Source organism: Glycomyces algeriensis (assembly GCF_027622855.1).
GTDB classification, from domain to species: Bacteria; Actinomycetota; Actinomycetes; order Mycobacteriales; family Micromonosporaceae; genus Glycomyces; species Glycomyces algeriensis.
Map to the genome: position 1 here is coordinate 386,600 of NZ_JAPZVR010000006.1, position 20,225 is coordinate 406,824.

12 protein-coding genes and 3 rRNA genes are annotated in these 20,225 nt (G+C 66.2%); 10 read left to right on the forward strand and 5 right to left on the reverse strand.

Annotation, left to right across the window (positions count from 1 at the left end; all coding sequences use genetic code 11):
- Positions 1-98: 98 nt before the first annotated feature.
- Both O2L52_RS14355 and O2L52_RS14360 read right to left on the reverse strand, forming a co-directional pair.
- Positions 99-1,364: a hypothetical protein gene (locus tag O2L52_RS14355; RefSeq protein ID WP_270116306.1), complete on the reverse strand. Its 1,266-nt coding sequence runs from the start codon at positions 1,362-1,364 to the stop codon at positions 99-101.
- Between the two features lie 46 nt (positions 1,365-1,410).
- Positions 1,411-2,010, reverse strand: a complete 600-nt coding sequence (locus O2L52_RS14360) for a hypothetical protein (protein ID WP_270116307.1) — start codon at positions 2,008-2,010, stop codon at positions 1,411-1,413.
- 530 nt (positions 2,011-2,540) lie between these two features.
- Between O2L52_RS14360 and O2L52_RS14365 the strand changes: the two genes are divergently transcribed.
- Both O2L52_RS14365 and O2L52_RS14370 read left to right on the forward strand, forming a co-directional pair.
- Positions 2,541-2,831 carry a WXG100 family type VII secretion target gene (locus O2L52_RS14365; protein WP_270116308.1) on the forward strand — a complete coding sequence of 97 codons (291 nt, stop codon included), beginning with the start codon at positions 2,541-2,543 and terminating at the stop codon, positions 2,829-2,831.
- 53 nt (positions 2,832-2,884) lie between these two features.
- Positions 2,885-3,154: a WXG100 family type VII secretion target gene (locus tag O2L52_RS14370; RefSeq protein WP_270116310.1), complete on the forward strand. Its 270-nt coding sequence runs from the start codon at positions 2,885-2,887 to the stop codon at positions 3,152-3,154.
- Between the two features lie 235 nt (positions 3,155-3,389).
- Here the strand turns inward: O2L52_RS14370 and O2L52_RS14375 are convergent, their stop codons facing one another.
- Positions 3,390-4,643: a S8 family peptidase gene (locus O2L52_RS14375; RefSeq protein WP_270116311.1), complete on the reverse strand. Its 1,254-nt coding sequence runs from the start codon at positions 4,641-4,643 to the stop codon at positions 3,390-3,392.
- 254 nt (positions 4,644-4,897) lie between these two features.
- Here O2L52_RS14375 and eccE point away from each other — a divergent pair, with 254 nt between their 5' ends.
- Both eccE and O2L52_RS14385 read left to right on the forward strand, forming a co-directional pair.
- Positions 4,898-6,154 carry a type VII secretion protein EccE gene (eccE, locus tag O2L52_RS14380; protein ID WP_270116312.1) on the forward strand — a complete coding sequence of 419 codons (1,257 nt, stop codon included), beginning with the start codon at positions 4,898-4,900 and terminating at the stop codon, positions 6,152-6,154.
- Positions 6,151-7,806 (forward strand): hypothetical protein, encoded by a 1,656-nt coding sequence (locus O2L52_RS14385; protein ID WP_270116313.1) that lies wholly within the window; start codon positions 6,151-6,153, stop codon positions 7,804-7,806. The genes eccE and O2L52_RS14385 overlap by 4 nt, the downstream gene beginning before the upstream one ends.
- Before the next feature lie 93 nt (positions 7,807-7,899).
- Here the strand turns inward: O2L52_RS14385 and O2L52_RS14390 are convergent, their stop codons facing one another.
- Positions 7,900-8,868 carry a flagellar basal body-associated FliL family protein gene (locus tag O2L52_RS14390; RefSeq protein ID WP_270116315.1) on the reverse strand — a complete coding sequence of 323 codons (969 nt, stop codon included), beginning with the start codon at positions 8,866-8,868 and terminating at the stop codon, positions 7,900-7,902.
- Positions 8,869-9,351: 483 nt separating this feature from the next.
- Entirely contained in the window at positions 9,352-10,056 is a 705-nt protein-coding gene (locus O2L52_RS14395) for a hypothetical protein (RefSeq protein ID WP_270116317.1), read from the reverse strand.
- A gap of 567 nt (positions 10,057-10,623) precedes the next feature.
- On the opposite strand from O2L52_RS14395, the gene O2L52_RS14400 reads away from it, so the two are divergent.
- The 6 genes from O2L52_RS14400 to rrf all read left to right on the forward strand — a co-directional run bounded on the left by O2L52_RS14400 (position 10,624) and on the right by rrf (position 20,219).
- The gene (locus O2L52_RS14400) at positions 10,624-13,227 is read left to right on the forward strand and encodes an Rne/Rng family ribonuclease (RefSeq protein WP_444979546.1); all 2,604 of its coding nucleotides are present in this window, start codon (positions 10,624-10,626) and stop codon (positions 13,225-13,227) included.
- Between the two features lie 284 nt (positions 13,228-13,511).
- A complete protein-coding gene (gene rplU, locus O2L52_RS14405; RefSeq protein WP_205324359.1) occupies positions 13,512-13,811 on the forward strand; it encodes a 50S ribosomal protein L21 in 300 nt (99 codons plus the stop codon).
- Positions 13,812-13,823: 12 nt separating this feature from the next.
- Positions 13,824-14,093 carry a 50S ribosomal protein L27 gene (rpmA, locus tag O2L52_RS14410; protein WP_205324360.1) on the forward strand — a complete coding sequence of 90 codons (270 nt, stop codon included), beginning with the start codon at positions 13,824-13,826 and terminating at the stop codon, positions 14,091-14,093.
- A gap of 820 nt (positions 14,094-14,913) precedes the next feature.
- Positions 14,914-16,445 (forward strand): 16S ribosomal RNA (locus tag O2L52_RS14415).
- A gap of 403 nt (positions 16,446-16,848) precedes the next feature.
- Positions 16,849-19,970, forward strand: a 23S ribosomal RNA gene (locus O2L52_RS14420).
- Positions 19,971-20,102: 132 nt separating this feature from the next.
- Positions 20,103-20,219 (forward strand): 5S ribosomal RNA (gene rrf, locus O2L52_RS14425).
- Together the 16S, 23S and 5S rRNA genes form the textbook arrangement of a ribosomal RNA operon.
- Positions 20,220-20,225 lie beyond the last annotated feature (6 nt).

Consider the following 20,225-nt stretch of genomic DNA (forward strand, 5'->3'; position numbering starts at 1 on the left):
CCCCCCGCACGGGGGGCCCCCTCGGCTCGCCCCGCCCTGCGCGGGCGGCGTGCGGGGGGCGGCCCGGGCCGCCCCCCTCACTCGTTGTCTACGACCTGTCAGTCATCGTCATCGTCGTCGAGTTCCTCGCGACGAACGTTGTTCTGGCTCCAGTCGACATCGTCCTCCCGCAGCCAGGTCTCGCGGGTGTACGTCTCTTCGTCGTCATCGTCGTTGTACCCGGATCGGGTGCCCCCACGAGGGTTGTTGCCGCCGCCGCTGCCGCCACGACCGATCGTGTTGCGGCTGGAAGAGGAGAGGCGGTTCCCGGTGTTGCCTCCACGGCTGCTGCTGTTGGCACCGGAGCGAGCGGGGCTCGACCCCGGCTTGGTGCCGTTCGCGCCGGAACGCGCCGGGCTGGAGCCGGCACCGCGGTTGGCGCCCGAGCCACTGCTCTGGGAAGGCCCGAACAGTCCCGTGCCACCCGCGAGCGGGGAGCCGCCCAAACCGCCGCCGCCACCGCCGGCCGTGAAACCTCCGCCGCCGCCACCGGCTGGCATGAGGGTGCTGCCCGCCAGACCACCGGTGACATCCGAGTCGACGTCGTCGTAGGAACCGGGGTTCCATTCGCCGTCAACCGGGTCGAGGTCGCCCGTGACCGGGTCGAAGTCGCCGGGCGCATCGGCGAAGCCGTCGCCGTCGAGGTCGGCGGACTGGTCGGCCGGAGCGCTGCCGAGGGAGTTCGACGGGTTCAGGGCCGTCTCGGAGAACACGCCACCGGTCGGCTTCGTGTAGGTGTTGCTGCCGGGCATGTCGCTCGGGGGAGGCGGAGGGAGCTCGCCGAAGTCCTCCGCCGCCGCCGCGGCGTATACGTCGCCGAGATCCGCCACGATCTGAGCCATCTCGGTGTGCTTTGCGTTTAGATCGTTCTGGTACTCCTGCTGCCACAGCGTCTTCTTCGACTGAGCCTCGGCGCTCGCAGGGTCAACTTGCTTCTTGCTTTCGACCCAGTCCTCGTATTCATCGATGAACGCGGGGTCCAGCGATGCAGAGTTCACCTGGGCGGTCTTGAGAGCACTGGCAAGGTTGGGGATCTTCGTCTCGCCAGCGAGCTTCATGCCCTCTTCGGACTCGACGCTGTACTGCTTGACGAGGTTCATCCGGCCATGGAACTCGTCCGAGGCGGGGCCCGTCCACTGCAAGCGCAGCGATTCGACGTGCGTGGACATCTCCTCGCGGGCGGCCTTCATGCCGCTGGCGGCAGAGACCCAGATGTAGCCCGCTTGCTCGACGGTGTAGTCGTCGCCTTCGTGGAGCATGTCCCAGAGCTGCTGGTGGGTGTAGGTGCTCTTGTAGTAGTCGACACCTTTGCCTTTGGCGGCCATCTTCGACTCCTTCCTAGGGGGTCAGGTCTTCAGCGGTCAACGAGGGCTAGAGCACTCGAGGCTGCTCTTCGGAGCCGGTGTCCGCACCGGTGCCGGACTCGTCACCGGCGGCCGGCATGTCGCCGCCGCGCTGGTTCTCAGAACGGGCCTCGTCCACGTCGCCGGCCGTGATGCTGCCGCCGCTGGTGTCGAACTCGCTCTGGATGTTGACCACGTCGGCGGAGACGTTGCCGTCGTTCTCGAGGTAGCTGTTCTTGATGTCCTCGCTGACCACGCGACCAGTGTCGAGACCGTGCACGACACGGTCGAGCTGCTCTGCGCGGGAAGGGTAGAACACGGTCCGGTACGCCTCCTGCAGCTCGAGCGCGTCGTCGAAGCCGCCGAGCTTGAGGTTCTGCGCGTCGACCTCCTGCATGGCGCCCATGCTGAGGTAGTCCTGGTTCCAGCTCTCGCGGATGGTGACTACGGTGCCGCCGAGGACGCGGTTGCGGAACAGCCCGAGGTCCTGGATCGTCGTGTCCATCTTCGTGATGAACTCGTCGAAGGACTCCTCGGTCATCTGGGTCGTCTGGCCGGTCTCGGTGTTCGTGACCGAGTAGAGGCCTTCGCTCGCGCTGTAGCTGGCTGTGTAGCTGGCGTCCGACAACGTCATCACCTCGGTGCAATGATCGGGTTACAGGGGGGATGTCGACCCGAGCCGTTCGGCGTGACGCTGCGGGCACGGTCGCTCGATTGTGCTGAGTCCAGCATACCGAGCGGCGGCCACCAGGGCTGATCAGGTCGTGCCGCATGGCACGAAAGCGGGAGTTCGGGACACAAGCCGCCAGCCGTCCCGTTCCCTGCCTTCGGCGACATCCGGCCGGCGACCCCGCGAAGGGCCGTTCGACCTGGTAAGACCGGTTTTGCGCACCCCTTGCGTCACAACCGAACGACACGACCCAACGGCTCACCCGATCGGGGGAAGACCGCCTGCGGAGCTGGCACAAAGTGGGGATACACGGCGGCGCCCGATGCTTGTAAACTCAGAGGCGCACCGCCAACCCGGTGAGTTTGCACGGACGGGTTATGGTGACTGCGGAATCGATCAAAACTCACTGGGATACCCCTGCAGGCCTAGGTTCCTAGCGCCTCAGTCCCCGGTTATTCACCTGGAGGTGAAATATGGGCAATGTCGCAATGGACACAGAAACAGTCGCCCAAGCCGCGACTGACACCGTCAACGCGAAGCTCTCGGTCGACGCGAACCTCGACCGACTGAAGGCGTTGTGCGACGAGCTCGCCTCTTCCTGGTCCGGCCAGGGTGCGGCAGCGTTCGCCAACGTCATGCAGGCGTGGGACACCGAGGCTGCGAAGCTCCTCGACGCGCTCCAGGACATCGCTGACAGCCTCGACGCCTCGTCCGCCGCGCAGGCGGAAATGGACGCGGAGTCGAACTCCGAGTTCGCCGCCTTCGACGGCGAGCTCTAAAACTTCCCCCGAAACTTAAAGGAAAGAGGTGAACCATGGGTTCTCGTATTGCTATGAGCTACGAGGAGCTCGAAGCGGCAACTGCTGAGATCGCGTCGCAGTCTGGTGAAATGACCAGCACGCTCGCCGACCTCCGCACGCAGCTCGAAGCCCTCGACTGGGCCGGTGGCGACCAGGCCGCCTACGAAGAGGCCAAGGCCCAGTGGGACTCGTCCTTCGAGAAGATCAACGACATCCTCGAAGCCGTCGGCCGCGCGGTCGACAACGCGAAGAACCGCTACCAGGAGACGGAGGCCGCCAACGCCTCTCGTTTCGGCGGGTAGCAGTCTCCCCGAGCTCGAAGACGACAGGAAACCCGGGTAGTCCACAGGACGGCCCGGGTTTCTTCATGCCCCGGACTCGGTGCCCCGGCGACGGCTCGAGAGACGACGCGTCGGCGGCAACACCCCGCCCGCACGCGGCATGCACCGCAGAGCCCTGCTCCGCACACCCGGCCGCGGCGCCGCCAACGACGAAAGGGCGAGACCAAGCGGTCCCGCCCCTTCCCTCAGCTTTGTGTCAGTCGGCCGCGGTCTTCACCGGGACCAGATCGGCCTTCCTGGTACCAGGCCGCCAGCCGCGCTTGCGGCCCTTGGGAATGATCTTCCGCAGCACGAGCACCAGCGAGACGAGCACGATCGCGGCGCCCACACTCGCCCAGGCGATCGTCTTCTCGGTACGGAGCGGGTCGTAGTCCGGGTCGAGCCAGGCGATGGACTCGCGGTCGTCCTCGGCGATCGGCGTCGGGCTCGCGTCCTCCGTCGGGGCCTCGGAGACCGTGTCGGAGGTGACCGCCGCTTCGTCGACCGGCGCGGTCAGCGCCGCGGCCACGTTGAGGATGCCGTGCCCCTGGTACATGTTGAACTCGTTCGGCGGGTGGATCGCGGTCTGCTGCAAGCGCTCCTGGATCCACGCGGGTGTCGCCTCGGAGCCGTACTCGCCCTTGAGCAGCGCCGCCGCCCCGGCCACGAACGGTGCGGCGAAGCTGGTGCCGTTGCCGGTCCTGTATTCGCCGCCCGCGTACGGGTACGGGAGGCCCTCGCCGGGCGCGAGCAGGTCGAGGTTGTTGCCGAAGTTGCTCTTCTCGTACCAGTTCCCGATCTGGTTATGCGCCCCTACGGCGATGACCTCCGGGTAATTGGCCGGATAGAACGTCTTCTCGTCTTCCTTGTAGTCTTCCCGGTCCATGTGCCTGGTGTCGTTGCCGCTCGCGGCCACGATGACCACGTTCTTCCCGGTGGCGTACGTGACCGCGTCGGCCAGCTCCTGGGTCGCCACCATCACCGACGAGACGTTGATGACGTCGGCCCCATTGTCCACCGCGTCCCGGATCCCCTTGGCGACCACCTGGCTCTTCTCGATGTCCCCGCCGTCGCCCCCTGCGAACAACCTGATGGGCAGGATGTTCGCCTCGGGCGCGACGCCCACGAAGTCGTCATTGCTCCCCAGGCGGCTCCCGGCCGCGATCGCCGCCACCCCGGTGCCGTGGCCGTCCTCGGCGGAATCGCACTGCCCCTTGGCGTTCGCATCCCACCAGTCGTAGCCCGGCAGCAGCCGCGAACCGAACACGTCCGCACGCCGGGCGTCGACACCGGAGTCGATGACGGCGATCGTGACGGGCTGCCCCGCCTTGCTGCCCTCCTCGAACGTGCCACGGTTGTACTGCTGGGCCTGATCGAGCCCGATGAAGGTCCGCGCCCAGGGCCACTGATGGAGCGATTCGCCCTCAGCGGCAACGGGAATGCAGTCACCACGCTCGTCTTCGGGAGCCATCTCCAAGTTCCACTCAGCCTGCGCCAAAGCGGGGGTGGTCGTCAGCAGGACCGTTCCGGCCGTCGCGACGGCGACAGCAGCGGAATAGAGAGGTATACGCGGGAGGAATCGCACCCGGTCAGTCTAACGCCGCAATACCAGCGGGCAGGTGCACCCGTATCGGCGCGAAACACCGGAAGGGCGGGGGACCAAGAGGTGGACTCGTCCGCATACGATGGATACGACCACTCACCTTCATCTTGGAGACGTCGCCCATGACGATGCTGCAGGCCCAACAGCAAGCTCGCGGCACCGCGTCCGTGCAAGCCCAGCAGGGCACCGGCCCGGCCCCCGGCGAGTCGGTCGTGTTCACGACCCGCTCCACCGGCCGGCTCGGCCCGCTCACGGTCGCGCAGCTCATCACCATCGAGCTGGCGCTCGTCCTCGCGCTGGCCTGCCTCGCGTTCGGCATGATCCCCGGCGCCGCAGGCGGCGGCGTAGCCCTGATCGTGCTCGTCATCGTGTTCTGGCGCAAGGGCGACTACTGGTGGTACCAGACCTGGCCGCTCAAATCGCGCATGAAGCGCCGCATCCGCGCCCTCGACCCCGAGCAGCTCACCGAGGTCCTCCACCGCATCGCCCCCGACCTCGGCATCACCGGCATCGAGGACCGCGACGAGAACGTCGGCATCGGCCACGACAACGGCGGCTGGTTCTCCGTCATCGAGATCGGCACCACCGACGAGGGCACCAAGGCAGTCCCGCTCGAACGCCTCGAGCGGCTCTTCGACGAGACCTCCGTCCCCGTCACCGCCGTCCAGCTCATCGGCCACACCACCCCGGTCGGCCTGAGCGCCTACGACAACAGCCCCGCCTCCCGCTCCTACCGCGAGCTCCTCGGCGACTACCCCGCCGTGGTCCACCACAAGGCCTGGCTCGCCGTGCGCCTCGGCGCCCGCGACGCCCGCGAGGCCACCGCTGAACGCGGCGGCGAGGTCGACGGCGTCTACAAGGCGCTGGCCAGCACCTCGCAGCGCGTCAGCAAGCTCCTGGGCAACGTCGGCGTGCCCAACCGCATCCTCGACGCCGAAGGCGTCCGCGAGGCGGTCTCGCAGTCGCTCGGCGTCGCGTTCGCGCCCGTCCCGGGCGAGCGCACCGCCGAGGAGTGGAGCCACTGGTACGCGGACGGCCTGCGCCACGTCGCGTACCGGATCACCAAGTGGCCCACCGACGCCGCGTCCCTGCACCGCACCGGCGACGCGCTCTCGGGCGTGCCCGCCGCGTTCGTCACCGTCTCGACCGTGGTCACCGCGGGCACGAACGGCAAGGTCAACCCCGACGGCCGTGTCACCGGACGCCAGCTCGCCGTCGACGGGATCGTGCGCCTCGCCCTCGACCAGGCCTCCTGGGAGTCGGCCCAGAACCAGCTGCTGAACGTCGCCGACCAGCTCGGCGTCCGCCTGCAGCGCCTCGACGGCGAGCACGGCCCCGCCGCCTACGCATCCGCCCCCACCGGAGGAGGCCCCCGATGAGCGACCGCAACAACGGCAACGGCAACGTCTACGGCGGCGGCACCTACCAGGGCGGCACGTACCAGAGCGGCGCCCACCGCACCAACCGCTCCGAAGAGGACGAGGAGCAGCAGGGCGGCCAGCGCCGCGCCGTGGACGACGAGTCCTCGGGCACCGCGAAGATCGGCCGCGTCGGCACCGCGGGCACACCCGCTTCGCCGCCGAACGCCCGCGGCGGCGCGCAGCCGCCGCAGCCCGCCGTCTACGGCGGTCAGCCGCAGCCGGGCCAGACCGGGAGCCAGCCGGCCCAGGCGCCCGCTCCGGGTCCCGTCTACGGTGCGCGCCAGGGCCAGCCGCCCGCCGCGCCGCAGAGCCGCCCGACCTCGCCGCCGCAGCCGCCCACCGTCCGCGGCGGTGCGCAGCCTCCGCGTCCGCCGGCGCAGCCCGTGCCGCCGCAGCAGCAGACGCCGCGGCCGCCTGAGATGCGCCCGCCGTCGCCGCAAGGCCAAGCGCCGCAACCGGCTTCGCCGCAGTACCAGCAGCCGCAGCGTCCGCCGGCCCAGCCGCCGACGCCCGCCCGAGCCACGCCGCCTCCGCCGCAACAGCAGCAGGTGCCGCAACCGCCCGTGGTGCAGCCGCCCAGGCCGCAGCAGTCGCAACCGCCTTATCAGCAGTCGCAGCCGTCGGTCGCGCCCGTCTCCGCGGCGCCCGTCAGCGCCCCCTCGATCTCGCCGGTCTCGGCGCAGCCGGTGTCCGGCCAGCCCGTCTCGGGCCACCCGTTCTCCGCGCAGCCCGCCTCGGCCCAGCCGTACTCGGGCATGCCGTACTCCGGCGCGGCCCCGATCACCGGCGGCCCGATCAGCTCCCTGCCGACCTCGGCGGGCCTGTTCGGCGTCGGCTCGGTCTCGGCCGGGCCCACCGAGGGCACCGTGTACGGCCTCCCGGTCACCGACCGCGCCGTCGAGACCGCCAGTGACGCGGGCCGGCCCGTCGAGGCCGTCAAGGCCGCGCCGCAGATCCCGACCGCGCGGGCGCTGGAGCTCATGACTTCCGCGAGCCCGCCCTCCGGTCTCGTGATCGGCCGCGACGCCGAGCAGGTGCCCGTCGTCGCGCCGTTCTTCCGCCCGGAGGAGACGCGCATCAACCTCATCGGCGGCGTGTACCTCGCCCGCCTGCTCGTCTTCCGCGCCTTGGCGATCGGCACCCGCGTCGCGGTCTGCACGACCCGTCCGCAGGAGTGGAACGGCCTGGGGGAGACCGCGACCGGCCGCAACGACCGCCTCGCCGTCCTGCACGGCGACCAGCCCGTCACCGTCGAGGCCAGCCAGCACTCCCCGGCGCTGTACGTCTACGACGTCGGCGAGCGCGGCTCCCAGACCAAGCCGGTCCTCGGCCCCTGGCGCACCCAGCTGACCGTCCTGCCGCGCCTCACCAACTACGCGGACGAGCTCACGGGCGAGGCCCACATGACCGTCCTGCAGCGGCTCACCGCCGAAGAGGCCCAGATCGCGCGCTCGGCGATCCGCGTCAACCAGGAAGTGCTGCAATGGCTCCAGATGCTGCACGACGACATGATCGCGATGCTGCGCAAGGGCCAGAAGGAGCGCTACCTGTGGTGCTCCCCGACCTCGATCGAAGCGCAGATGTTCGGCGCGCCGATGCGAACGTACTGATCACGGCATAGCAAGAGGGGCGGGGCCATCAGGCCCCGCCCCCGGGGGGCTGTGGGTTAGCGTGGCGCCCGGGGGCACCCTCTTCGCTTGTCCTTACGCTTCGCGCCAGTTCTCCAGGTAGCCGTTCGCGACCGCCAGCGCCATGTCGGTCAGGCCCTGCTGGTCCAGCGCGGCGTCCTTCGACACCGAGAGCCGCACCACCACGTAGGCGTTGTCGTCCTGCACATGGAGGTGGAAGTTCGAGGTCTCGCCCTCGGGGACGCGCGCGATCGCCGCCGACTGGTCGCCGATCTCCGGCGCCGGCTCCACTAGCGTCCAGGCCTCGCCCAGCTCGCCGATGTCGCTCGTGCCGAGCTCGAAGTTGACGCTCGCCTTCGCGTCCGTGTCGAAGACCGTGCTCTCGACCTCGAGCAGTGCGGTCGCGCCCTGGGCCTCGCCGTACGTCATCGAGCAGGACTGCACCCAGCCGCGGCTCTTCTGCTCGGCGTCGCCGACCGCCTCCGGCTCGGCACCGTCCACGATCGACGCCAGCGGTGCGGTGTCGACCAGCGAGCATGGCTCGTCGCTGCCCTCGTACGTCAGGTTCGTCTCCGTGCCCGTCGTGCTCTCAGCACCGCCGTCCCGGTTCATGAACCAGTACACGCCGCCGCCGACCAGGGCCAGCGCGACGACACCGATGATGATCTTCGGGAGCGGGCTCGACTTGCGCGCCCGGCTCCGCACCTTCTGGAAGTCCGAGCGGCGCCGCGGCTCCTTCGGCATGTACCCGAGCCGGCCGATCGTCGTCGTCTCGTTCCCGCCGCTCCACTCGCCGCGGGCCTCGTCCGCGAACGCGGTCTCCTCGAACGGCTGGTCCTTCCGAGCGATCGGCTCGGCACCCTGCCCCTGACCCTGCCCTTGGCTCTGCCCCTTGAACTGCTGCTGCTCGCCCGCGCCGCGAGACGGAGCACCCGCGTCACGACGTGGCGGCGACCCGGCCTCGCGCCTCGGCGGCGAACCCGCACCCCACTGGTCCGGACGCGGCTCGGAACCCGGAGCGGTGCGCGGCGTCGAACCCGTCACCGGCCCACCCTGCGGACGGCGCGACTCGTAGCCGCCGGACTGGGGGGAGAAGTGCTGCGGCGACTGGCCCTGGCCCGAGGGACCGGGCCGGCCCTGACCGGGCTGCGGACCGCGGCCCGCCGAAGGCCCGCCCGCGCGCGGGGCACCGCCGCGGGGGGCCTGCGAAGGCCGACCCGCCTGCGGCATCGGGCGCTGACCGCCCTGGGGTCCGCCCGCCTGGGGTCCACTGGTCTGCGGGCCGCCCTGGGGTCCGCCCGCCTGGGGCATCTGCCCGCTGGGGTTGCGGCCCGGCTCGCCCTGCGCTCCGCGCGGTCTGCCCGCCCGGGGCCGCCACTGGCCCGAACCCGGCCGCTGCCCGTCCTCGGGCTGCTCGTCGTATGCCGGGCCATAGGGTGGTGTGGCGCTCACGATGATCCTCCGCGAATGATTCCCGGCGTGTCGACTTGACGCCGCGGTAGTCACCGCCAGCTTAAGGGGGGCCGCCTAATTCGCCACTCGGGGGAGCGCGTCGACGAGGCTCACGCCGAGATCCTCGGTCAGCTGGCGCACGTCACCGCCCTCGGGCGGCACGCCCGTGAAGAACAGGTTGATGCTCAACGTCACGTTCGCGACCTGGCTGTGGAGCCTGACCTGGGTCTCTTCTCCCTCGGCCACGGTCACGGCCGCCGCCTGCTCCCCGATCCCGCTCACGTCCTCGGTGGTGAAGCCCTCGGAGGCCTCGAACTCGAGCACTCCGGCGTGCGCGGCCCGCGCCTTGGCCGCGTCCTCGTAGACCTGCACCGTTGAGAAGAGCGTCACCAGCCGGTACGCCTCGTCGCCGGCGTACTCCGCCGAATAGGTGCACTTGAACGTCCGCACCGCTTCCTTCGAGTCCTCCTCGGGGTTGCGGGCCTGCTCGGTGTCGGCCCACGGCGCCAGCAGCTCGGCGTTCACCGAGAGCGCGCACAGGTCGCCGATCTTCCCCGCATCCACCGCGGGCGCTTCCTCGCCGCCGCCGGAGGACCAGTACAGGACGGTGGCTCCGCCCGCGAGCAGCAGTGCGACCACGGCGAGCACCCAGCCCACGCTCGTGAGCTGGCGGAAGAGGTCGGCACCGCGATGCCGCCCCTGGTAGGTGGAGGGTTTGCCGTCCGCCCGGGGCTCCTCGGACTTGTCCGAGTCGATCACCTGGAGTGCGATGGTCGTCATCCTTCAGTGCCGAAGCTTGCGGGGCGCACGTGAGCTCGGTTCGGAGGCTCGCTGCCGTACGCGCCAGCCCACAGCTTATCGAGTACATGGGACACGGGCCACGCTCGAACCGTGCCAACCACGAGGAGTCGTGTTTTCTCACCCATTCGTGACGGCGCTCATTAATTCCGGGCCTGTGACGTGGCCGGAGACTGAGAGCGGCGGCACCGGTCCGTCGTCCGGCTCGGTGAATGGCGCAGAGTGTGCGATACTCGACCTTGTCGTACCGCACACAGCTACGTATGGTGCGACCTGGAGATGTCCTGTCCGCGTCCCTCACGACGGCGACGGACTTGACCACTCGGCTGGGGCAGAGGTTGAATTCCCAGCGCGAGTTGAGGCTTTCAGTGCGGCCCGAACGGCATGATTTGAGCGCCGGAGTATGGCTCGCCAGCCTCTTGGGCGAAGCGAGCCGGATGCCGGCCTCGCCACGCCGGGAGGACCGCACTGCTGATGCCGCGCCCGTGCGGCAGCGGATGCAGATCGCATCACGCGCCCGGGCGGCGGCTGGAATGGAGATTTATTCATATGCGCGAGAATGAGCCGCGCGAACAGGTTCCCGTAGTCGCGGTGACCTTCATGGCTCCTCAGAAACCCAAGAACGACGAGCCTCCGGCGGACCCGCCGCGGACCGAGCGCCCCCGCGCCGCCGCAGCGACCGCCGCGCCGATGTTCGCCCCCCCGCCGAAGGTCCAGCCCAAGGCTGCCGAACCCAAGGCCGAACCCGCCAAGCGCGAACCGCGTGAGGAAGAGCCCGAGCCGCGCCGCGGCCAGGCGAAGAAGACGCAGGCCAAGAAGGCCCAGCCCCAGGAGCAGCAGGCGACGCGCAAGCGCACCCGCAACCGCTCCGAGAACCGGGCTGCAGAGAAGACCGCCGACAAGGGCCCCGAGCGGACCGAGCGGTCCTCCGACAAGCCCGAGCCGAAGTCCGAGGCGCCCGCCGTCGACGAGTACGACGATGACGACTTCGACGACGATGACGACTCCGAGGCCGGGCGTCGCCGCCGCGGTCGCCGGGGCCGCCGCGGCCGCGGCCGCGGCAAGGGCGTCGACGGCGCCCTGGACGACGACGAAGAGAACGACGACGAGGACCGCGAGTCCGACGACGAAGAGGACGAGGACTCCGAGGCCGACGGCCCCGAGGTCACCCGTCGCCGTCGCCGGCGCCGCCGCCGCGCGGGCTCGGAGGACTCCGACCGCTCGCGTCCGGACGACTCCGACGACGACGCCGAAGTCGTCGTCAAGGTCCGCAACCCGCAGCGCCGCCCCCTCTCCTCCAACGAGGAGGTGCGCGGCGTCTCCGGCTCCACCCGCCTCGAGGCGAAGCGCCAGCGCCGCCGCGACGGCCGCAAGTCCGGCCGGGGCCGCGTCAACGTCGTGAGCGAGGCCGAGTTCCTCGCCCGCCGCGAAGCCGTCGAGCGCCAGATGGTCGTGCGCGTGCGCAACGGCCGCTCCCAGGCCGCCGTCCTCGAGGACGGCATCCTCGCCGAGCACTACGTGTCGAAGTCCGGCACCCAGGGCCTGGTCGGGAACGTCTACCTCGGCAAGGTCCAGAACGTGCTCCCGAGCATGGAGGCCGCCTTCGTCGACATCGGCCGCGGCCGCAACGCCGTGCTCTACGCCGGTGAAGTGAACTGGGACGCCACCGGCCTCGCCGGCAAGGCCCGCTCCATCGAGCAGGCCCTGCGCCCCGGCGACGCCGTGCTCGTCCAGGTCACCAAGGACCCGGTCGGCCACAAGGGCGCCCGCCTGACCAGCCACGTCGCCCTGTCGGGCCGCCACCTGGTCTACGTCCCGGGCGGCAACGCCTCCGGGATCTCCCGCAAGCTCCCGGACCGCGAGCGCACCCGCCTGCGCGCGGCGCTCAAGAAGCTCGTGCCCGAGGGCGCGGGCGTGATCGTCCGCACCGCCGCCGAAGGCGCCGGTCCCGAAGAGCTGGCCCGCGACATCTCCCGCCTCCAGATGGAGTGGGAGGAGATCCAGGCCAAGACGAAGAAGGGCAACGCGCCGAGCGTGCTGCACTCCGAGCCCGACGTCTTGATCCGGGTGGTCCGCGACGTCTTCAACGAGGACTTCAAGGAGATCGTGGTCGAAGGCGAAGAGGCGTACGACGAGATCCACAAGTACCTCGAGTCGGTCTCGCCCGAGCTGCTCCCGCGGCTCAAGCGCCACACCGGCCAGAAGGACGTCTTCGCCGAGATGCGCGTCGACGAGCAGCTGCTCAAGGCCCTGGACCGCAAGGTCTACCTGCCTTCCGGCGGCTCGCTCGTCATCGACCGCACCGAGGCGATGACCGTGATCGACGTCAACACCGGCCGCTTCACCGGTGAGGGCGGCAACCTCGAGGAGACCGTCACCAGGAACAACCTGGAGGCGGCCGAGGAGATCGTCCGGCAGCTGCGCCTGCGCGACATCGGCGGCATCATCGTGATCGACTTCATCGACATGGTGCTCGAGTCGAACCGCGACCTGGTGCTGCGCCGCCTGACCGAATGCCTGGGCCGCGACCGGACCAAGCACCAGGTCACCGAGGTCACCTCGCTGGGCCTGGTCCAGATGACCCGCAAGCGCGTCGGCCAGGGCCTCATCGAGGCCTTCTCCGAGCCGTGCGAGCACTGCAAGGGCCGCGGGGTCATCGTCCACGCTGACGAGATCCTCGGCAACACCCGCAAGAAGGGCAACGGCGGCGGAGGCGGCAACGCCAACGCGAACCAGCCCCAACACCAGCAGCAGCAGGGCCAGGGCGGCGGCAAGAAGAAGCGGGACCGCAACAAGTCCGGCCGCCAGCAGGGCCAGCAGGAGCAAGAGCAGGCCGAGCCGCACGTGAAGTCCGCAGCGGCGGAGACCGCGAAGATCGCGGCCGCGCTGCCCGAGCACGACCACGAGCATGACGACCACGACGATTACGACGACGTCGCGATCGTCGACGAGACGACCGACGAGCCGGTGGACGCGGCCACGGTCGTCGAGACCGAGCCCGTGGACCTCGCCGCCGCGACCGAGGAGGCCGTCCCCGCGGACGCCGACGCGGTCCTGGCCGAGGAGCAGACCGCCGCCGACTCGTCCACCGAGGCAGCGGAAGCCGACACCGAACCCGGCGACGGAGCCGGATCGGCGGCACCCGAGCACTAGGTCGGCCCGGCGCCGCGGACTGTGACGTTCGCGGCGCTGAGCTGATCCCGATGCCGGAACCAGCGGGTACATGACGTACCCTAGTGAGCGGCCTATAGAGCCCTCAGCTTTTCCTCCCCGCACCTACGGGGATGAACGCGGAGCTCGATCGGCGGGCCGGCCCAGGTGACGTTCGCGAAACCGAAGACCGGCAGGTGCCTGGCACCGCGAAATTGACAAACACCGTTCCCCTGCGGGGAACTCATTTCCCCGCACCGGGGAGGACCCAAGGAGACCGCGTCGACATGTACGCAATCGTCAAGACTGGCGGAAAGCAGTACAAGGTCGCCGAAGGAGACGTCCTCGAAGTCGAGAAGCTTCAGGGCGCGCCCGGCGACACGCTTACGCTGCCTGCGGTGTTGCTCGTCGACGAAGGCACTGTGGTCACCGACGCCTCTGGCGTCACGGTGAGCGGTGAACTTCTCGAGCACACCAAGGGCCCGAAGATCAAGATCCACAAGTACAAGAACAAGACCGGCTACCACAAGCGGCAGGGTCACCGCCAGCCGCTGACCCTCGTCCGGGTCACCGGCATCACCAAGTAAGGGGTTGGACAGATGGCACACAAGAAGGGCGCATCCAGCTCCCGCAACGGGCGCGACTCCAACTCCAAGCGACTTGGCGTCAAGCGCTTCGGCGGTCAGCACGTGAGCGCGGGCGAGATCCTCATCCGTCAGCGCGGCACCAAGTACCACCCGGGCGACCTCGTCGGCCGCGGCGGCGACGACACGCTGTTCGCTCTGGCCGAGGGAGAGGTCCTCTTCTCCTCCAAGCGCGGCCGCAAGCTGGTCAACATCGTCCCCGCCTCCACCGAGGTCGCGGCGTAAGACCGGAGCGGCAACGCTCGAAAGCATGAACAAGGGCCGGGCCCGTCGAAAGACGGGCCCGGCCCTTTTGCGTACCCGCCTCCAGTACGGCCCCACGGCATCAGCGCCGGCGCGGTCACGGCCACCGATCGCAACGACCTGTTCACCGCGACGACCCCGGAATGTCGGACCCTTCCCCTAGGTTCGAACCAGGGACCCCGCGATGAAGCGAGAAGAGCCGGCCCCGCCGCCGCGCCCGCATCGACCGCCAAAAGGCGATCCGATTGCGTCGCAGCAGCATTGCCGCAGATCAACGCCATCGCGAGCGAAAAGGGGACCCCCTGTTTCGTGCCCTCAAAAGGGCGTGTAATGTTGTCCTAGCCCGAGGGGGAACGGAACAAGGCCGAAACGACCTGGTCCGGAAGCCGCCGGAGACCAGCGACAAACTCACAGAGTTTAGGCGCGGTCCGGAAGCTGAATCTCGGGAATCTTTGAGACTCAATAGAGGCTCGATCGAGTGTGACACAGGTTAACTAGCCTGAAGGTTGCACAATGAATCGAGACTGCTAGAGTTGAGAGGTTGCTCCGGCTGAGGCCGAATCCTTATGAGGATCGTTCTGGGTTGGCGTGTTGTTTGAGAACTCAACAGGGTGTTTGGATGGTCAGCGTGCGGGCTGACTGGGGATCGGCTGGACTAGGTTTCAGTGGTTTCTGGTTGGTACTGTTTTTGACTGTCTTTTCCTTGGGACACTTGCTTGGTGTCCCGTTGAAAATCGGTCAGGAGATGCTTCGACACCTACCAAGTCGCCATTCTCGCGAGAGGGTGGTGCGCAACAGGTTTTTGTTGGAGAGTTTGATCCTGGCTCAGGACGAACGCTGGCGGCGTGCTTCACACATGCAAGTCGAACGGAAAGGCCCGCTTGCGGGTACTCGAGTGGCGAACGGGTGAGTAACACGTGGGTAACCTGCCCCCATCTCTGGGATAACCGTTGGAAACGGCGGCTAATACCGGATACGACCACCTTCCGCATGGTTGGTGGTGGAAAGTTTTTGCGGTTGGGGAGGGACCCGCGGCCTATCAGCTTGTTGGTGCGGTAGTGGCGCACCAAGGCTTTGACGGGTAGCCGGCCTGAGAGGGCGGTCGGTCACATTGGGACTGAGATACGGCCCAGACTCCTACGGGAGGCAGCAGTGGGGAATTTTGCACAATGGGCGCAAGCCTGATGCAGCGACGCCGCGTGAGGGATGACGGCTTTCGGGTTGTAAACCTCTTTTATCCACCACGAAGGCTCCGTATTCGCGGGGTTGACGGTAGTGGTTGAATAAGCGCCGGCTAACTACGTGCCAGCAGCCGCGGTAAGACGTAGGGCGCGAGCGTTGTCCGGATTTATTGGGCGTAAAGGGCTCGTAGGCGGTTGATTGCGTCCGCCGTGAAAGGCCTCGGCTTAACCGGGGTTTTGCGGTGGATACGGGTCGACTTGAGGCAATTAGGGGAGATCGGAATTCTACGTGTAGCGGTGAAATGCGCAGATATGTGGAGGAACACCGGTGGCGAAGGCGGATCTCTGGGATTGTTCTGACGCTGAGGAGCGAAAGCGTGGGGAGCGAACAGGATTAGATACCCTGGTAGTCCATGCTGTAAACGGTGGGCGCTAGGTGTGGGGTCACGTTGGTTGATTCTGTGCCGTAGCTAACGCATTAAGCGCCCCGCCTGGGGAGTACGGCCGCAAGGCTAAAACTCAAAGGAATTGACGGGGGCCCGCACAAGCGGCGGAGCATGCGGATTAATTCGATGCAACGCGAAGAACCTTACCTAGGTTTGACATCACCCGGAAACCTCTAGAGATAGAGGCCTCTTCGGACTGGGTGACAGGTGGTGCATGGCTGTCGTCAGCTCGTGTCGTGAGATGTTGGGTTAAGTCCCGCAACGAGCGCAACCCTTATCCCGTGTTGCCAGCATTCAGTTGGGGACTCACGGGAGACTGCCGGGGTTAACTCGGAGGAAGGTGGGGATGAGGTCAAGTCATCATGCCCCTTATGTCTAGGGCTTCACGCATGCTACATTGGCCGGTACAGCGGGTTGCGATACCGTGAGGTGGAGCGAATCCCTGTAAAGCCGGTCTTGGTTCGGATTCGAGTCTGCAACTCGACTCGATGAAGGTGGAGTCGCTAGTAATCGCAGATCAGCAACGCTGCGGTGAATGCGTTCCCGGGCCTTGTACACACCGCCCGTCACGTCATGAAAGTTGGCAACACCCGAAGCCTGCGGCCTAACCGGTTTACCGGAGGGAGTGGTCGAAGGTGGGGCTGGCGATTAGGACGAAGTCGTAACAAGGTAGCCGTACCGGAAGGTGCGGCTGGATCACCTCCTTTCTAAGGAGTCCCGACCCCCCTGCGGGGGGCGTCAACCATCCGGGCCCGCTGAAGCAACTTTGCTTTGGTGGTTATCGCTCGGGTGTGTATGGACTAAATGTTTTAAATGGTGTGTCGACTGCACGTTGCACGAGCTCAGCTCGTGAATCCATCCTTGAGACCTGTTGGTCAGGTCGCCTGTGTTCCCTTTTTGGGGGGTGCGGGTGGCGTGCCTGGCGGGTCTCGCACCCTGTTGGGGTTCTGAGACAACACGTCTCTGAGCCTGGTCATGCCGCGGACATGCGGAGGCATCTTGACGGCCCTTGTGGCGATGAAGATGTGCGTGTCGGGTGTGGTCAATGTGTTGTTTGAGATTTGTATAGTGTGCGTGAGTGTCTTTGTTTCTATCTGATTTGACCGTGTTGGTTAAGTTGTGTAGGGCGCATGGTGGATGCCTTGGTGCCGGATGACCGATGAAGGACGTGTGAGGCTGCGATATGCCTGGGGGAGTTGCCAACTGGACTGTGATCCCAGGGTTTCCGAATGGGGTAACCCAGCCAGTTTGATGACTGGTTGCCGCTGGCTGAATGTATAGGCTGGTTGGTGGTGTGGCGGGGAAGTGAAACATCTCAGTACCTGCTGTGGAGAAAACAAGAGTGATTCCGTGAGTAGCGGCGAGCGAAAGCGGAGGAGGCTAAACCTGGTTCGTGTGATAGCCGGCAGGCGTTGCGGGTCAGGGGTTGTGGGACGTTTCCGTTGGTTTCTGCCGAAATCAGGGTCACGCGTTGTTGTCTAGTCGAACGGTGTGGGAAAGCCGACCGTAGAGGGTGAGAGTCCCGTAGGTGAAGGATGACAGCGGTGGTCGGGGAGCGCACCCGAGTAGCGCGGGTTTCGTGGAGGCTCGTGTGAATCTGGCAGGACCGTCTGCTAAGCCTAAAGAGGTCCGGTGACCGATAGTGGAGAGTACCGTGAGGGAATGGTGAAAAGTACCCCGGGAGGGGAGTGAAATAGTGCCTGAAACCATGTGCCTGTAAACCGTCAGAGCCCGGCAGTTCCTTTCGGGGTGCTGTAGGCGGGTGATGGCGTGCCTTTTGAAGAATGAGCCTGCGAGTTATGGTATGCCGCGAGGTTAAGCCGTGTGGTGGAGCCGGAGCGAAAGCGAGTCTGAATAGGGCGTTGAGTGGTGTGTTGTAGACCCGAAGCGGGGTGATCTACCCATGTCCAGGGTGAAGCGGCTGTAAGAGGTCGTGGAGGCCCGAACCCACCTAGGTTGCAAACTGGGGGGATGAGGTGTGGGTAGGGGTGAAAGGCCAATCAAACTCCGTGATAGCTGGTTCTCCCCGAAATGCATTTAGGTGCAGCGTCGCATGTTGCTCCGTGGTGGTAGGGCGCTGGTTGGGTGATGGGCCGTGTCGGTTACTGAGCTCAGCTAAACTTCGAATGCCATGGTGTTGAGTGCGGCAGTGAGTCGGCGGGTGAGAAGATCCGTCGTCGAGAGGGAAACAGCCCAGATTACCGGCTAAGGCCCCTAAGGGTGCACTGAGTGGAAAAGGATGTGGGGTCGCGTTGACAGCCAGGAGGTTGGCTTAGAAGCAGCCACCCTTGAAAGAGTGCGTAATAGCTCACTGGTCGAGTGGTTTTGCGCCGATAATGTAGCGGGGCTGAAGTGCACCGCCGAAGCCGTAGCAATGCCTGTCAGATGCGTCTGGCGGGGTTGGGTAGGGGAGCGTCGTACATGGGGTGAAGCTCCGGGGTAACCCATGGGGTGGACTTTGTACGAGTGAGAATGCAGGCATGAGTAGCGAAACACAGGTGAGAATCCTGTGCGCCGATTGACTAAGGGTTCCAGGGGACGGCTGTTCCGCCCTGGGTTAGTCTGGGCCTAAGGCGAGGCCGAGAGGCGTAGTCGATGGATAACCGGTTGATATTCCGGTACCCGAGTACCGCGTATGAGTGATAGCGGTTGTGCTAACCGGCTGCAAGCCGGCGAGTGGTCGCCTTCGGGTGGCTGCTTGTCAGTGAGTGGTTGGGGTCCTTTCCGTGTGTAGCGTAGTGATGGAGTGACGCAGTGGGGTAGCTGTACCGTCTGGTGGATTAGGCGGGGTAAGGTGGTAGCCCGCATTCCTAGGTAAATCCGGGAGTGCCCAGGTTCGGCCTGGAGGGTGAGCGCTGAAGCATAGCTCTTTTGAGTGAATTCGGTGATCCCGTGCTGTCGAGAAAAGCTTCTAGCGAGTGGTAGTCGGCCAGTACCCTAAACCGACACTGGTGGTCAGGTAGAGTATACTGAGGCGTTCGAGTGATGTGTGGTTAAGGAACTCGGCAAATTGCCTCCGTAACTTCGGGAGAAGGAGGGCCCTTTCTGGTGGCACATGCGTGCGGAAGCTGGAGGGGGTTGCAGAGGCCAGGGGGAAGCGACTGTTTACTAAAAACACAGGTCCATGCGAAGCCGTGAGGTGAGGTATATGGACTGACGCCTGCCCGGTGCTGGAACGTTAAGAGGATCCATCAAGGCCTTTGGCCTGCAGTGGTGAATTGAAGCGCCAGTAAACGGCGGTGGTAACTATAACCATCCTAAGGTAGCGAAATTCCTTGTCGGGTAAGTTCCGACCTGCACGAATGGCGTAACGACTTCCCCGCTGTCTCAACCACATGCTCGGCGAAATTGCAGTACGAGTAAAGATGCTCGTTTCGCGCGGCAGGACGGAAAGACCCCGGGACCTTTACTATAGCTTGGTATTGATGCATTGCTTGGTTTGTGTAGGATAGGCGGGAGCCTGGGAAGCTGCGACGCTAGTCGTGGTGGAGGTGTTGGTGAAATACCGCTCTGATCTGGTGGTGTGTCTCACCCGCGGCCCTGATCGGGTCGGGGGACAGTGCCTGGTGGGTAGTTTAACTGGGGCGGTTGCCTCCTAAATGGTAACGGAGGCGCCCAATGGTACCCTCGGGCCGGTTGGAAACCGGTCGGTGAGTGTAAGCGTAGAAGGGTGCTTGACTGTGAGACCGACGGGTCGAGCAGGTGCGAAAGCAGGGGCTAGTGATCCGGCACCGACGTACGGATGTGGTGTCGCTCAACGGATAAAAGGTACCCCGGGGATAACAGGCTGATCTTCCCCAAGAGTCCATATCGACGGGATGGTTTGGCACCTCGATGTCGGCTCGTCGCATCCTGGGGCTGGAGTTGGTCCCAAGGGTTGGGCTGTTCGCCCATTAAAGCGGCACGCGAGCTGGGTTTAGAACGTCGTGAGACAGTTCGGTCCCTATCCGCCGCGCGCGTAAGAGATTTGATGAAGGGCTGTCCCTAGTACGAGAGGACCGGGATGGACGAACCGCTGGTGTGCCAGTTGTCCCGCCAGGGGCATGGCTGGTTGGCTACGTTCGGGAGCGATAACCGCTGAAAGCATCTAAGCGGGAAGCGTGCTTCGAGATGAGATCTCTGTCAGGCTAGTCCTGGTGAGGCGCCCTGTAGATGACGGGGTTGATAGGCTCGACATGGAAGCGTCGCAAGGCGTGGAGTGGACGGGTACTAACCGCCGAGAACTTAACATAACATTTGGTTGCAGATGGAAACGACATTCACGCACACTATGCGATTCTGAGACAACACTGTTGGCTCGATCGCCGAACCCTCACACAAGGGTTCATGGCTTGATCGCCGAACAAGTTGCCCTCAAGGGTTTGTTTGGTGGTGAGAGCGGAAGTGACACACCCGGTCCCATTCCGAACCCGGTCGTTACGGCTTCCAGCGCCGATGGTACTGCACTCGAGAGGGTGTGGGAGAGCAGGACACCGCCAAACATTTAC

Bases quoted from the DNA above. Each gene is read 5' to 3' on its own strand.
- O2L52_RS14400 (WP_444979546.1), top strand. From the start codon at position 10,624: ATGCGCGAGAATGAGCCGCGCGAACAGGTTCCCGTAGTCGCGGTGACC.
- O2L52_RS14370 (WP_270116310.1), top strand. From the start codon at position 2,885: ATGAGCTACGAGGAGCTCGAAGCGGCAACTGCTGAGATCGCGTCGCAG.
- rplU (WP_205324359.1), top strand. From the start codon at position 13,512: ATGTACGCAATCGTCAAGACTGGCGGAAAGCAGTACAAGGTCGCCGAA.
- O2L52_RS14355 (WP_270116306.1), bottom strand. From the start codon at position 1,364: ATGGCCGCCAAAGGCAAAGGTGTCGACTACTACAAGAGCACCTACACC.
- rpmA (WP_205324360.1), top strand. From the start codon at position 13,824: ATGGCACACAAGAAGGGCGCATCCAGCTCCCGCAACGGGCGCGACTCC.
- O2L52_RS14365 (WP_270116308.1), top strand. From the start codon at position 2,541: ATGGACACAGAAACAGTCGCCCAAGCCGCGACTGACACCGTCAACGCG.
- O2L52_RS14375 (WP_270116311.1), bottom strand. From the start codon at position 4,643: ATGGCTCCCGAAGACGAGCGTGGTGACTGCATTCCCGTTGCCGCTGAG.
- O2L52_RS14395 (WP_270116317.1), bottom strand. From the start codon at position 10,056: ATGACGACCATCGCACTCCAGGTGATCGACTCGGACAAGTCCGAGGAG.
- O2L52_RS14385 (WP_270116313.1), top strand. From the start codon at position 6,151: ATGAGCGACCGCAACAACGGCAACGGCAACGTCTACGGCGGCGGCACC.
- eccE (WP_270116312.1), top strand. From the start codon at position 4,898: ATGACGATGCTGCAGGCCCAACAGCAAGCTCGCGGCACCGCGTCCGTG.